Source organism: Idiomarina abyssalis, assembly GCF_900116625.1.
Lineage (GTDB): Bacteria > Pseudomonadota > Gammaproteobacteria > Enterobacterales > Alteromonadaceae > Idiomarina > Idiomarina abyssalis.
Genome location: NZ_FPBE01000002.1, coordinates 52,253 through 66,430, shown reverse-complemented (window position 1 = coordinate 66,430; position 14,178 = coordinate 52,253). Strand labels below are relative to the sequence as shown.

The 14,178-nt window shown below is 48.6% G+C and carries 14 protein-coding genes; 3 read left to right on the top strand and 11 right to left on the bottom strand.

Going from position 1 to position 14,178, the window contains the following annotated elements:
* Positions 1–5 precede the first annotated feature (5 nt).
* The 4 genes from ctaD to lexA form a co-directional block, all read right to left on the bottom strand.
* On the bottom strand, positions 6–1,592 hold the full coding sequence (gene ctaD / locus BM359_RS05820) for a cytochrome c oxidase subunit I (RefSeq protein ID WP_054490828.1): 1,587 nt from the start codon (positions 1,590–1,592) through the stop codon (positions 6–8).
* A gap of 10 nt (positions 1,593–1,602) precedes the next feature.
* On the bottom strand, positions 1,603–2,724 hold the full coding sequence (gene coxB, locus BM359_RS05815) for a cytochrome c oxidase subunit II (protein WP_054490978.1): 1,122 nt from the start codon (positions 2,722–2,724) through the stop codon (positions 1,603–1,605).
* Positions 2,725–3,026: 302 nt separating this feature from the next.
* Positions 3,027–3,464, bottom strand: a complete 438-nt coding sequence (locus BM359_RS05810) for a hypothetical protein (RefSeq protein ID WP_054490826.1) — start codon at positions 3,462–3,464, stop codon at positions 3,027–3,029.
* Complete coding sequence (gene lexA / locus BM359_RS05805) at positions 3,461–4,078, bottom strand: transcriptional repressor LexA (protein ID WP_054490824.1); 618 nt, start codon at positions 4,076–4,078, stop codon at positions 3,461–3,463. Before lexA ends, BM359_RS05810 begins: the two co-directional genes overlap by 4 nt.
* A gap of 131 nt (positions 4,079–4,209) precedes the next feature.
* On the opposite strand from lexA, the gene plsB reads away from it, so the two are divergent.
* Positions 4,210–6,693 (top strand): glycerol-3-phosphate 1-O-acyltransferase PlsB, encoded by a 2,484-nt coding sequence (plsB, locus tag BM359_RS05800; protein WP_054490821.1) that lies wholly within the window; start codon positions 4,210–4,212, stop codon positions 6,691–6,693.
* On the opposite strand, the gene ubiA is transcribed toward plsB, so the two are convergent.
* Both ubiA and BM359_RS05790 read right to left on the bottom strand, forming a co-directional pair.
* On the bottom strand, positions 6,690–7,541 hold the full coding sequence (gene ubiA, locus BM359_RS05795) for a 4-hydroxybenzoate octaprenyltransferase (protein ID WP_054490819.1): 852 nt from the start codon (positions 7,539–7,541) through the stop codon (positions 6,690–6,692). The two genes, plsB and ubiA, sit on opposite strands and share 4 nt — an antisense overlap.
* 1 nt (position 7,542) lies before the next feature.
* On the bottom strand, positions 7,543–8,139 hold the full coding sequence (locus tag BM359_RS05790) for a chorismate--pyruvate lyase family protein (RefSeq protein ID WP_054490817.1): 597 nt from the start codon (positions 8,137–8,139) through the stop codon (positions 7,543–7,545).
* A gap of 78 nt (positions 8,140–8,217) precedes the next feature.
* Here BM359_RS05790 and BM359_RS05785 point away from each other — a divergent pair, with 78 nt between their 5' ends.
* The gene (locus BM359_RS05785) at positions 8,218–8,616 is read left to right on the top strand and encodes a flagellar basal body-associated protein FliL (protein WP_054490815.1); all 399 of its coding nucleotides are present in this window, start codon (positions 8,218–8,220) and stop codon (positions 8,614–8,616) included.
* Here BM359_RS05785 and BM359_RS05780 read toward each other — a convergent pair.
* Genes BM359_RS05780 through BM359_RS05765 form a run of 4 tightly spaced genes read right to left on the bottom strand, consistent with a single transcriptional unit; the run spans position 8,610 to position 11,995 of the window.
* A complete protein-coding gene (locus tag BM359_RS05780; protein WP_054490813.1) occupies positions 8,610–9,434 on the bottom strand; it encodes a rhomboid family intramembrane serine protease in 825 nt (274 codons plus the stop codon). The genes BM359_RS05785 and BM359_RS05780 overlap by 7 nt on opposite strands.
* A gap of 3 nt (positions 9,435–9,437) precedes the next feature.
* Positions 9,438–9,761 (bottom strand): thiosulfate sulfurtransferase GlpE, encoded by a 324-nt coding sequence (gene glpE / locus BM359_RS05775; protein ID WP_074930793.1) that lies wholly within the window; start codon positions 9,759–9,761, stop codon positions 9,438–9,440.
* Between the two features lie 7 nt (positions 9,762–9,768).
* Positions 9,769–10,794, bottom strand: coding sequence for an L-threonine 3-dehydrogenase (tdh, locus tag BM359_RS05770; protein WP_054490809.1), 1,026 nt, complete (start codon positions 10,792–10,794; stop codon positions 9,769–9,771).
* Positions 10,795–10,804: 10 nt separating this feature from the next.
* Positions 10,805–11,995: a glycine C-acetyltransferase gene (locus BM359_RS05765; protein WP_054490807.1), complete on the bottom strand. Its 1,191-nt coding sequence runs from the start codon at positions 11,993–11,995 to the stop codon at positions 10,805–10,807.
* A 161-nt stretch (positions 11,996–12,156) separates the two neighbouring features.
* Here BM359_RS05765 and coaD point away from each other — a divergent pair, with 161 nt between their 5' ends.
* On the top strand, positions 12,157–12,657 hold the full coding sequence (coaD, locus tag BM359_RS05760; protein WP_054490804.1) for a pantetheine-phosphate adenylyltransferase: 501 nt from the start codon (positions 12,157–12,159) through the stop codon (positions 12,655–12,657).
* Between the two features lie 6 nt (positions 12,658–12,663).
* Here coaD and BM359_RS05755 read toward each other — a convergent pair whose 3' ends face one another.
* Positions 12,664–13,983, bottom strand: a complete 1,320-nt coding sequence (locus tag BM359_RS05755; protein WP_054490802.1) for a sodium-dependent transporter — start codon at positions 13,981–13,983, stop codon at positions 12,664–12,666.
* Between the last annotated feature and the right edge of the window lie 195 nt (positions 13,984–14,178).

Here is a 14,178-nt window from a genome sequence, read left to right as displayed (position 1 = left end):
AGTCATCACTCCACTTTCGGTGGTTTTTCGAAGGTGTGATAAGGCGCTGGTGATGGAACGGTCCACTCCAGTCCCTCTGCACCATCCCATGGCTTAGCTTCTGCTTTCTCGCCGCCTTTGACACATTTGATAACTACCCAAAGGAAGATCAATTGTGACAAACCGAAGGCAAAACCACCGATACTTGCTATCTGGTTAATATCCGCAAACTGCGTAGCGTAATCCGGGATACGCCGCGGCATACCGGCCAGCCCCGCAAAGTGCATTGGGAAGAACAGCACGTTAACGGAAATAAGCGATGTCCAGAAGTGGGTCTTCGCCAGTGTGGTGTCGTACATATGACCTGTCCATTTCGGTAGCCAGTAATAAGAGGCCGCCATGATGGAGAAAATCGCACCTGTCACCAGAACATAATGAAAATGAGCCACTACGAAATATGTGTCGTGGTACTGGAAATCGACTGGCGTAATCGCCAGCATCAAGCCGGAGAAACCTCCAATGGTAAACAGAATAACGAACGCCAGGGCGAACAGCATGGGGGTTTCAAAGGTCATTGAGCCACGCCACATGGTGGCAACCCAGTTAAAGATTTTGACCCCGGTCGGCACCGCAATGAGCATCGTACAGTACATGAAGAAGAGCTCAGCAAATACTGGCATACCGGTAGTGAACATATGGTGAGCCCACACCAGGAAAGACAGTAAGGCAATGGCTGCCGTGGCGTAAACCATGGATGCGTAGCCAAAGAGTCGTTTTCGGGTAAAGGCCGGAATAATGGCGGAGATAATACCGAAGGACGGCAAAATCATAATGTAGACTTCCGGGTGCCCGAAGAACCAGAAAATATGCTGGAACATAACTGGGTCACCACCGCCTGCAGCGTCAAAGAAACTGGTGCCAAAGTACTTATCGGTCAGTACCATGGTAACCGCACCGGCCAATACTGGCATAACCGCAATAAGCAGGAAGGCGGTAATCAGCCAGGTCCACACAAACAATGGCATTTTCATGTAATTCATACCCGGTGCGCGCATGTTCATGATAGTGACTATCACGTTAATGGCACCCATGATGGATGAAATACCCATAATGTGTATTGAGAACACGAACAACGCGGTTGAGTCCGAGCTGTAGGTGGTTGAAAGCGGTGCATAGAATGTCCAGCCGAAGGCAGGGCCACCACCCTCCATAAATAACGAGCCCAATAAGATAATGAAAGCGAATGGCAGAATCCAGAAGCTCCAGTTATTCATACGTGGCAACGCCATATCGGGCGCACCAATCATCATCGGGATCATCCAGTTAGCAAGCCCGGTAAAAGCAGGCATGACCGCACCAAAAACCATTATAAGGCCATGGACCGTGGTCATCTGATTAAAGAAATGCGGCTCGACCAACTGTAAGCCTGGTTGAAATAGTTCAGCACGAATGACCATGGCCATGGCGCCACCGGTCAAAAACATAATGAAGCTAAACCACAAGTACATTGAGCCAATGTCTTTGTGGTTCGTTGTAAATAGCCAGCGACCAATACCCGACGGCTTATGATCGTGGTGTGTGTCGTGATGTGTCTCTTCCACTGTAGTGCTCATCACCGTCTCCTTATTGATTCATGACTTCGTTAATATCGGCGGCCTGAATCAGCTGTCCGGTATCATTACCCCAAGCGTTACGCTCGTAGGTGATTACCGCAGCTAATTCGCGCATGGACAGCTGGCTTCCAAAGGCCTGCATAGCTGTGCCGGTTACGCCATTAACAACGATGTCTATGTGCTGACCTTTGGCTTCGGGATCCACAGAAACGCCGGAGCCCGCTAATGCAGGGAATACTCCGTTGACGCCCTGGCCGTTGGCCTGGTGACAAGCAGCACAGGTGCTGTTGTAAACTTTTTCACCGAGATCCATCAGTTCATCTTCCGACATCTCCATAGCAAGCAATTCTTGTTCACGTTCCCGTGCCGCCTTTTGCTCAGCTTCTTTCTCGGTAATCCATTTTTCATATTCAGCAGGTTCTTTTGCTATAACAACGACAGGCATGAAGCCGTGATCTTTACCGCAAAGCTCTGCACACTGACCGCGGTAAATACCGGGTTCGTCGACTTTAGTCCAGGTTTCATTAATAAAGCCCGGGTTAGCGTCTTTCTTAACGGCAAAGTCAGGAACCCACCAACTGTGAATAACGTCGTCTGAAGTGACCAGGAAGCGAACTTTTCTATCGGTTGGAATAACCAATGGACGGTCCACTTCTAACAAGTAGTTTTCGCCTTTCTCAAATTTATTATCAATTTGTTCTTGTTGAGTGGCTAAACGACTGAAGAATTCCACGTCGTTCTCAAAGTACTTGTAGTGCCATTTCCACTGCGAACCTGTTACCTGGACAGTAACGTCAGCATCGGAAGTGTCTTCCATGGCAATTAAGGTCGTTGTTGCAGGAATGGCCATGCCTACCAGTATAAGTAAAGGCACAATAGTCCAGGCAATTTCGACTTTAACGTTCTCGTGGAAATTTGCAGGGTTAGGGTTTTTAGACTTCCGGTGTCGGATCATCGAAATAAACATGAGACCGAATACGACCACACCAATTACACAGCAAATGTAAAAGATGGTCATGTGGAGATCGTAAACCCGGTTACTCACTTCAGTGACACCTTGGGTCAAATTGAGACGCGACTGAGCAGCAGCCGGTAGACTCGTTAGCGCCAATAGTGCCCACAAAGGCTTCATTTTCACGTGGCTTCTCCTCTTATTCTTCAATGAGACAGCAAATAATTTCGCTAGCCTGAAATAGAAGAACAAAGAGGTAAGCAGAAAAAGGTACAGCTTCTCCCCAGAAATCGCTTTCTCTACTGACTCTTTGTTGTAGTTATCGTTGTTATATTATTTTTATAGTCGGGTAGTGCATTTATTAACGAATTTACAACCAAAGATCCAGATCAAATCAAACAAATGCACAAAAAATAGACGGATCTGTTAAAAAAAGGCTGCAAAAGCAGCCTTGGGGGATAAAACACACAAACAAAGTGGGATTAGTGCAGGTGGGATGTCAGTGTGTTTTTATCAAACAGGAAATATTGTGTTTCACTCAATTTACTGGCCATACGGGCACGCTGCCAGGTACGGTTAGAAACTGAGTCCAAATAACCGATAACCATACTGCTGGTACCGGCCAGTAGAGCCTGTTCCAGCGCCCACTCGCAGCGTTCAGCTGAGTGGCTGCGCAACCAGCGAATTTGCGATTCAGCAACACCACAAGCAATAAGCTGTTGAATCACGTCTTTGTCGCCGCCAATAACCGTTACCCATTGGCTTGGCTTTTGTTGCAAAGCCTGCTGAACAACAGGGGACAGCTTGTCGACGTCAATTGCGTCCTGCGTGTTTTTAGCATCTAACTGGAACGATTGCGCTGTATTTTCGGCAGTCCAAAGACCTGGGTGATGTAATTTGTGCTGATGTTGAGTTTTCATAAGGTCGCTCCGTTTCTGATAACACCGACGGCAAGTCCTTCAATGGCAAAAACTTGCTCTGCCAGATTGACAGTAATGGTCGAGAAATCTTCATTTTCAGGATGAAGCAAAATAGTTTTTCCACGCTGTTCAAAACGCTTTACAGTGACATCGTCTTCTACGCGGGCAACGACTATCTGGCCGTTACGAGCTTGCTCGGTTTTATGCACAGCCAGTAAGTCGCCGTCTAAAATACCAATGTCTTTCATGCTCATGCCGTTTACTTTCAGTAAGAAGCTGGCAGCAGGATGAAATAGAGACTCGTCAATTTTGTAATGACCTTCAACGTGCTGTTCGGCCAGCAAGGGCTCCCCGGCTGCAACCTGGCCAATCAACGGTAGGCCATCAGCGATGTCGTAGTCATCGGCTACAAGACGAATACCGCGCGACATACCGGGTAAAATTTCAATAACCCCTTTGCGTGCCAGAGCTTTTAAATGCTCTTCTGCGGAGTTGGCAGAACGAAAGCCCAGCTTATGAGCAATTTCTGCACGCGTTGGCGGCATACCGGTGGCGTGTAGGTTATCCTTAATAAGTTCAAGGATTTCAGATTGTCTTGGTGTTAACGGGCGCATAATGTACCTGTTTATTTGTACAGTGATACTGTGAGTATATACAGGTAAATTCATTTCGCAAGTAATTTCTTGAACGACAAATTTAAACGAAGTTGGTATCCTATCTTTCTGTTTAAAACAGAGGTCTAAGTATGAAAGGAATAAGTCGCTTTTACCCAGTCTTTAAGTACCCGTTGCGTTGGTTAACACGCTTTCAGGAAATTTGGGACGGTACTGAAGAAGAGCATGAAACCACAATTGCTAAGCCAGTTGTGTATGTCATGCGTTCAACCTCTAAAGCAGACTTATCCATTTTACAAAGAGCTGCAGCAAAACGGGGATTGCCAGACCCGACCGTGCCTTTAGTGGTTGACGGTAAAAGCTACGACCGAATTATGTTCCTCGAAGAGTTTGCTGAGGAAACCTCCGAGCAGACTGTTTCAGAATTTCATCAACTGCTGACCTTACACAAAGACAACGCAGAGCTCGACGTGCAGCTTGTGCCTGCGGGAGTGTTCTGGGGGCGTCAGGCAGGTCAGGAAGCCAATGCGGGTAGCGCGATGACAGGGGATCTTGATAACCCGGGCCATTGGCGCAAGTTTTGGTTGGTGTTGTTTTCTGGTCGCCAGGTTTTACTTCGTTTCTCGCGAGCTGTCAGTCTGGGCACAATGGCACATGACCATGGTACCGATATGCGCATCGCCCATAAATTGGCGCGAGTTGCACGGGTGCACTTTGTGCGTATGCGTCACGCTGTTGCCGGTCCTAAGTTAAGTCACAGAAAAGAACTAATGGCAGCACTGATTGATACCCCTGCCTTAAAAAAGGCTGTAGCAGATGAAGCCCGGGGCAAGAAAATCAGCGAAGAAGCAGCTCGTAAGCGTGCCTTATCTTACATTGATGAAATTGCAGCGAATTACAGTTCGACCTTAGTTCGTGTACTTGACCGCTTTATGACCTGGATGTGGAATCGTATTTATAACGGTATTCATGTCAAAGGTGGCGATACTATCCGAAGGTTGGCGCAACAAGGGCATGAAATTATTTATGTCCCTTGCCACCGCAGTCACATGGATTACTTACTGCTGAGTTATGTGATCTATAAAGAGGGACTGGTACCGCCGCATATTGCCGCAGGGGTTAATCTTAACTTCTTTCCTGTTGGGGGGATTTTCCGCCGTGGCGGCGCTTTCTTTATTCGCCGCAGCTTCCGGGGTAACAAACTGTATTCAGCCGTTTTTCGTGAATATTTGTGCTGGTTGTTTCAAAAAGGCTACCCGGTGGAATACTTCAGCGAAGGTGGCCGCTCCAGAACCGGCCGCTTATTACCGCCTAAAACCGGTATGCTGGCAATGACCGTTCAGGGCATGCTGCGAGACCAGCAGCGTCCTGTGTCGCTGGTACCCGTGTACCTTGGCTATGAGCACATTATGGAAGTGTCGACTTACCTGAAAGAACTCAAAGGTAAGGACAAAGAGAAAGAGTCGGTATTTCAAATTCTGAAAACCTTGACAAAACTAAAGAACTTTGGACAGGGTTTTGTAACTTTTGGGCAGCCCATCAACCTGAAACACCATTTAGACAAAAAGGCACCCACCTGGCATCAGTCTGTTACCCGTGGCGCGCAGGAGCCTGAGCGACCTAACTGGCTTAACCCAGTGGTAAATGGTTTAGCGGAGCAAGTAATGCAGGGTATCAACGATTCAGCGGCCGCCAACAGCGTTAACCTGACCGCTTTGGCGTTATTAAGCTCTGAGCACCATGCGTTATTAAAAGAAGAGCTTTTAGCGCAGTTAGAAGTGTATCTGGGGGTTCTGCGTGAAGTGCCCTACAGCAATTTAGTGAGTGTTCCTGAAGAAACGCCGGAAGAATTATGGCAACAGGCTCTCAGGACAGACAAGTTCACCGTCAGTAGTGACACCATGGGTGAGGTAATTTCACTGGAGCGGATGTCGGCCATTGCGATGACTTACTATCGCAATAATATACTGCATATGATGGTTGTGCCGGGCATTGTGGCTTCCATTATTATGGCGAAAAAGAAAGTCAGCGTAGCGGAGATAGCGGCACGCACTCAGGCAATTTATCCTTCGCTCAAGGCGGAGTTATACCTAAGCCACAATGCGGATGACCTGCCTTTGTGGACAGAAGCCTTAGCAGAGGAACTGGCGCGGCAAAATCTTATCACACTGGAAGACGGTATCTGTACTATTGCGCAGCGCGAGAGTGCCGAGTGGTATCGTTTACGCTTATTAGCTAACAGTGCCAGTGAAACTCTGCAACGTTACTGTATCGTGCTGGAGCTGTTGCAACAGGCGCAGCCAATTATGCGTGCCGACCTGGAGAAGCAATCAATTACGCTGGCTGAGCGTTTAAGCTCAATTCACGGTATTGATGCACCGGAGTTTTACGACAAGAAAGTCATGTCGACGTTGATTGCCAGTTTAAAACAGCAAGGCCTGGTGGAAATTGACGATGACGGTCAGCAAATTGCTGCGCAACCGGTAGGTCAGTTAAGCGATCAGGTAGATGAGCTTATCGATGGTCCGGTACTGCAGACCATTCGCCAGTCGGTTGAGCACTTTGTTCAACAGTTAAAAGCACCAACCGATGACGAACAAAAACAGAGTGACTAGAACCAGTAGTGCAGCGCTAAACCTATAGCGAACACCATGCCGACATAGTGGTTATGCAGAAAAGCCTGGAAGCATTTTCCGGGCTCTCTGTGCCGTATCAGCCAATGTTGGTATCCGAACAGAAGCAACACCACGGCTAAACCCAGCCAGGCCCATATTTCGGCGGATAATAAATAAAGCACCCAGGCCAGCAGCGCCAGAGAGACTAACTGCATAAGGCCAATGGCCAGGCGATCAAACCGGCCGAATAAAATAGCGGTGCTCTGCAGCCCAATCTTTAGGTCGTCCTCGCGGTCAGCCATGGCGTACTCGGTATCATAGGCTACGGTCCAGATAACATTGGTCAGGAATAATAGCCCGGCGATTAACCACTGCTCAGATTCCAGTGCAGTAAAGGCCATTAAAATACCAAAACTGAAGGCAATACCGAGAACCATTTGTGGCAGATGAGTCCAGCGTTTACAAAATGGATAAAGCGCAGCGACACCAGCGGCAAAAAAGCTGAGCATAACGGTCTGGGTATTAAGCTGCATGACAAGACCAAAGGCAATTGCTAACAGAGCAATAAAGCCTATCATGGCCTCTGTTGCCGATATTTTACCGGCAGGAATAGGCCGTTGACGAGTGCGGCGAACATGGCCGTCGAAGTTACGATCAGCAAAGTCATTAATAACGCAGCCGGCTGACCGCATAACAAAAGTTCCCAGCAGGAAGATAACCACAATACGCATGGGCGGGTTGCCGGCACCGGCTATCATCAGTGCCCAAATAGTGGGCCAGGCAAGTAGATAGGTGCCAATAGGACGGTCTGCTCTCATTAACTGCCAAAATGCGGCTAACTTTTGCATGCTAACTCCTTTTATTGCGACGAAAAGTTTCAGACGCTGAATACAGTGAGGACGGCTCAAGGAATATCTCACTGACCAGCAGCTGTTCGCCCGCGGTTGAAAACATTCTTCGTCTGCCAAGCAACGTGTGGCTCTTTTGAAACCATCGCTGGTTTAATTGTGCAACTGGGTGCTCACCACCAACCACTGCAACTTCTATATCGCCGCAGTGTAAATCGCTGCGGGCAAACAAGGACTCACCCAGTGACTGATTGCCAAGCTGTTGTAAGTTCAGCGTACTGGCTTGCTCCGCGCTTGGCGAAAACAGACTTCGGGCAAAAACCCACGGCTGCTTATCACAGTATAGTAGAACTTCACGAACTACGACGTTGCAGTTAAGGTTAAGTCGTTGCTTTTCTTCAGGGGTAGGCTCCAATACCTGCTGCCCCAGTAATTTTACCGAAAAATTTCCACCGACTTCTTTCAGACGTTGCGTTAACGAACCTTCGTAAAGCAGCCAGTCGGCCTGCTCAGCTGTTAACTCGAATTGTTGTGGGGGCGACCACTGCAGCGCTTCGCTAACCGGAAAAGCGGGTGTTGGATAAAACTCTGTTGTCATTTGTGTTGGCGTTATTAAGCTCTGTCGCTATGATAGCAGAGAGAATTTAATTGAACAGCAATCGGGCCGGGTAGGGCTATGAAACTTCTGATAACAGTAGTAGCAAGTATTTTTCTTTGGTGCAGCAGTGTTTCTTCTGCCTCAGCACAGGATGTCTCTTACTATGGTTTTGAACCGGACATCACCACGAATTACCTGAAAGAAGGTAATGATTACCGGCTTGGGTTTATTCGAGTAGCCATTGAAGTGATGGTGCCAGACCCCAGCTACATTAGTGTGGTTGAGCATCATGCGCCGTTATTGCGCAATGCCTTTGTCTCAATTTTAAGTACCGCAACCGAACGTCAGGTCAGGACGATGACAGGCCGTGATCAGTTGCGCTTAAAGTGTGTGGAGCGAGCGCAGGAACTCATGCAGCAGGAAACGGGTAACCCGGTTATCCGCGATGTTATTTTCACTAAATACATTTATCAGTAGAGTTGCCGCATTTTAGGGTTTAACCAACGCACCACAAAGCCGGCAAAGCAGCCGGAAATGAGTCCGGCTAAGTGCGCCTCGTTGGCCACATTGACCCACAACATATCGGTGTAGCCAATGACCAGCCAAAGCAGCATAAAGATAATAAGGCCCGGTGGCAGATAAAGCGGGGTTGGGCGGTTAAAGCTGTATACCCAGCAAAAGCCAAGCAAGCCATAAACCACCCCTGACAGGCCGCCAAAGTTAGGTCCATTAAATAAATACTGAATAACGTTGGCGGTAATGCCACAAAATAACAGCAGAGCCAGTAACCAGGAGAACCCGAGAGAGCGCTCAACTCGTCCACCCAGATACCACCACCAGAACAAGTTAAACACCAGGTGCAGCGCCGTAAAGTGCATGAGTACCGGGGTAATAAAGCGCCATGGCTGCTCATAAGGCAGAGCTGAAAAGTAGATGCTGATTTTTAGCGTATCCAGAATGGTTTCCGGGTACATCTGAATGGCTGCAAATACCAGCAAGGTCAATACCGCAACAATACGCGTCAGCCAGCCACTTTGTTTCAGTAAACTAAAAGACAAAGAGGTTGAACGCGATGCCGTGGCAGGCTTCTGCTGTACCGGTTCAGCGGCTAGCTCCGGGTTGTCTTTAAACTGTTGAATCAATGTCTTAGCAGCGGCTTCATAGCTGCTTTGGTGTAACCACAATTCCAATTGCTCACCGCGTTCAGTAACGCTGACTGGCATGCCTTGCTGACGTAGATACTGATACAGCTTGTGCATCCAGTCTGAGTCGCGGCTGCTGAGCAATCGTCGCATGGTTTAGGTCCTTTCAGTGTGTTCAGGAAAAGACATGGACCAGGCCGTATAGCCACCGTCCATGCTGTGCACATCGGTGAAACCGTTGCCTGCTATGTAGTCAGCGGCGCCCTGACTGCTAATGCCGTGATAGCAGACCACAATCACTTTTTGGCTTTTATCAACTGAGTTCAGGAATTGCGGCAGGTTGCTGTTATCCAGGTGTTGAGAACCCGGAATATGCCCCGCAGCAAAAGACTGCGGGTCACGGATATCAACAAAAACCGCTTCGTTATTTTGCCAATGCTCAACGGCGACGGGTAATTCCATTAGCTGATAATTGCTCATTTACCTATTAGTCCCAGTTCAGTATGACTTTGCCCGACTGGCCTGAAATCATGGTTTCAAAGCCTTTCTCAAAGTCATCTATGGGCATTTCGTGCGTTAATATCGGTGAAATATCCAGTCCTGACTGCAGTAAGCTGGCCATTTTGTACCAGGTTTCGAACATTTCACGACCGTAAATACCTTTAATGACCAAGCCTTTGAAAATGACCTGATTCCAGTCAATGGCGACGTTCTCTGGCGGAATGCCCAGCATGGCAACCTTGCCGCCGTGGTTCATAGCTTCCAGCATTTGTGAAAACGCTGACGGTACGCCGGACATTTCCAGACCCACGTCAAAGCCTTCCTTCATGCCCAGCTCAGTCATGACGTCAGACAGTTTCTCTTTGCTAACGTCCACTGCGCGGGTAACGCCCATTTTACGAGCTAAGTCCAGACGGTATTCATTTACGTCAGTAATAACCACGTGACGCGCGCCCACGTGACGGGCAACGGCTGCTGCCATAATACCAATTGGGCCGGCGCCAGTAATCAGTACGTCTTCGCCCACCAGGTCAAAAGCCAGAGCGGTGTGAACGGCATTGCCGAATGGGTCAAATACCGCCGCCATTTTGTCAGTGACGTCATCTGGCAGTTTGAAGGCGTTTTCAGCCGGCAGTGCTAAGTATTCTGCGAAAGCGCCAGGGCGATTTACGCCAACGCCATAGGTGTTACGGCACAAATGACGACGGCCGGCACGACAATTACGACAGTGACCACAGGTAATGTGGCCTTCGCCGGAAACGCGGTCACCAATTTCAAAGCCACGTACGCCATCACCCATTGCGGCAACTTCACCCACGTATTCGTGACCCACTACCATAGGCACCGGAATGGTTTTCTGCGACCAGTCGTCCCATTTGTAAATGTGAACGTCGGTACCACAAATGGCGGTTTTCTTAATTTTAATCAGCAAATCGTTGTAGCCACACTCGGGCTTTTCAACGTCGGTCATCCAGATGCCCGGTTTTGCGTGCAATTTTGACAAAGCTTTCATTCTTTACTCCTTAAATCACACCCAGCTCTTTACCAATGCGGGTAAAGGCTTCAATGGTGCGATCCAGTTGTTCGCGTGTGTGAGCCGCCGACATTTGTGTGCGGATACGGGCTTTGCCTTTAGGAACGACAGGGAACGAAAAGCCGATCACATAAATATCTTCTTCTAACAGGCGGTCTGACATTTCTGAGGCCAGTTTGGCATCGCCTACCATGACCGGAATAATAGCGTGGTCTGCGCCGCTCAAAGTAAAGCCGGCTTTAGTCATTTGCTCACGGAAGTAGCTGGCATTTTCCCACAGTTGGCTGCGCAGCTCATGGCCTTCGGCCAGCATATCCAGCACACGAATCGATGCCTGCACAATGGCTGGCGCTACTGAGTTAGAAAATAAATAAGGGCGTGAGCGCTGGCGTAACCAGTCAATCACTTCTTTCTTGCCTGAAGTGTAACCACCAGATGCACCGCCCAGAGCTTTACCTAAGGTGCCGGTGATAATGTCGACACGACCCATCACGTCGCAGTATTCATGCGTACCTTTACCGTTCTCACCTAAGAAGCCAGTGGCATGGCAGTCGTCCATCATCACCAGCGCGTCGTATTTGTCGGCCAGGTCGCAAATGCCTTTTAAGTTGGCAATAACGCCGTCCATAGAGAACACACCGTCGGTAGCAATTAATTTGTGGCGTGCGCCATCCGCGTCAGCTTGTTTAAGCTGTGCTTCCAAATCTTCCAGGTTGTTGTTTTTGTAGCGGTAACGCTTGGACTTACTCAGACGAATACCGTCAATGATGCTGGCGTGGTTAAGCTCGTCACTAATAATAGCGTCTTCCGGGCCCATTAGGGTTTCGAATAAGCCACCGTTCGCATCAAAACATGATGAATACAAAATGGTGTCTTCAGTGCCTAAAAACTCGCTCAGTTTTTGTTCCAGCGTTTTGTGAATGTCCTGAGTGCCGCAAATAAAACGGACAGAAGCCGTACCGAAGCCATGCTCGTCCAGGCCCTGTTTGGCGGCTTTAATTAAGTCCGGGTGGTTTGCCAGCCCTAAGTAGTTGTTGGCGCAGAAGTTGAGTACCTTGCGGTCATTAACCGTAATTTCCGAGCTTTGGTCCGAACTGATAATACGTTCTTTCTTGTAAAGGCCTTCGGCTTTAGTTTCGGCCAGTTGGTCGGCCAATTGCTGATAAAAGGCTGAGCTCATCTTTTTACTCCACTATTTGAAAACGTAAATTACCCTCTAGTTTACTGATGTTAGTCGTAACTCGCATCCTTAATTTGAATATCGGGCTTTTGTTTAGTGTGCACTTGCGTGTACTCTTTATTGAAAATTAAGAATGGCTCAATCACGGTTTAGGAGACGCTATGCACCGCCGAGCAATTTATCCGGGGACTTTTGATCCTATTACAAACGGCCACGCCGACTTAATTGAGCGTGCTTCAACTCTGTTTAGTGAAATTGTGGTGGGTATTGCAGAAAGCCCGAGCAAGAAGCCACTATTCAGTCTGGAAGAACGCGTTTTATTAGCGCAGCAGGTCACTGAAAACCTCGACAACGTAACTGTCGTAGGCTTTTCCGGGTTATTGGTGGACTTTGCGCATGAGTACGATGCAACGGTGCTGATTCGAGGGTTACGGGCGGTTTCAGACTTTGAATATGAGTTCCAGTTAGCCAACATGAACCGGCGTTTAGACCCGAACCTGGAAAGTGTCTTTTTAACACCGGCAGAGGAAAACTCGTTCATTTCTTCGTCGCTGGTGAAAGAGGTCGCTTTACACGGCGGTGACGTTTCCGGATTCACTGACGCCCGGGTGGCGTCAGCATTAGGGCAAAAATTTTCCGGAAAACGTCCCGGTAAAAGTTAACTTGGTTTAACTAAAAGCGACGTGATAAAACACAATGCTCATTAGCACCGGGCATAAATAACGAATATGCCAGCGTAATAAAGTTAAACCGAGACTTCCCGCAGCAATAGCTTTTAAGTGGTTGCTGCGGTGCCATAACCAACCGACCACCAGCAAGTAGAATAACCCTGACAGCGGCAACTGAAACTGAGTAACTGCCGTGACAACCCAGCCAAACAGCGGCTCAAAAAACAAGATTAATAACAGCGAGAAGGTTGCGATAACCCCCAGTGATAAAGCCGTTGCCGCAGGGCGTTTTAGCTCACGTTCTTCAATGCAGTAAGAGACCGGGACTTCGGCCTGAGCAATGGTTGAAGTCAAAGCGGCGATACTGAGTAAGATAAAGAATGCGAAAGCAACGAAAGGTCCGGCTACGCCCATGCTGTTAAAGAGCTCTGGCAATACCGCAAAAATGAGCTGGCCTTCGCCAATAAGCTGGGAACCTTCACCGACATTAACGCCCAGATGAATACCAGCGTACAAAGCGGGAATAATGAGCAGGCCAGCTAAAAACGCAATAAAGGTGTCCAGCGCAGCTACTGATAAACTTAAGCGGCCTAAATTAGCACCAGGCTTCAGGTAAGAGCCGTAAATCATCATGCCGCCCAGGCCAATAGAGAGTGAGAAGAAGGCCTGGCCCATAGCTGCAACCAAAATGCTGGTGTCGGTCATGAGACTGAAGTCGGGCACTAAGTATTTCTGCAACCCTTCGTCAGCACCGGGTAAAGTCAGCATGTAAGCAATGAGAGCAACCAGCAAAACGACCAGGGTTGGCATCAGCCGTTTCGACCAGCGTTCAATGCCTTTTTCCACACCCTGAAAAACCACATAAGCTGTGGCCAGCAAAAATACAGCGGTAAAAATTAAGTCGCGGGTGAGTGAGCTGTTAAGCAAAAATTCGGCGGCAACTTCAATGCCAAAACCGCGCGCCAAAAAGCCCAGAGCGTGAACCAACATCCAGCCGGCAACCACGTGGTAAAAGCTCAGCATTAAGCACGAGCCCAGTACATTCAGGTAACCCATTAGGCGACCAATGGGGCGGGCGCGACCTTCAGACAGCTGCGTTAAAGAGCGAACCGGGTTCGCCTGTGCACTGTGACCAATAAGCATTTCACTGTATAACGCTGGTATAGCAAGTATAAAGATTACGCAAAGATAGACCAGCAGGAAGGCGCCGCCACCGTGGTTTGCCACTTGTGTCGGAAAGCCCCAAATGTTGCCCAGACCAACGGCCGAGCCCGCGGCTGCTAGTATAAAGCCAATTCGGCTGTGAAAAGAATCACGCATAAATGATCAGAAACCCACTGCTGCTTGCTTAAGTCAGGCGGGCATTCTATCGAACTGACAAAATTTTGCTCTATCTTTTTTACCGGAATCGGGTTAACATTCGCGGCCTGAAAATTGACCAGTAAACCAGCAGCAAAACAGGATGCTTTGCGCGGTGCTACTGCTGTTAACGTTAACGAACAAGACCGTAATCTC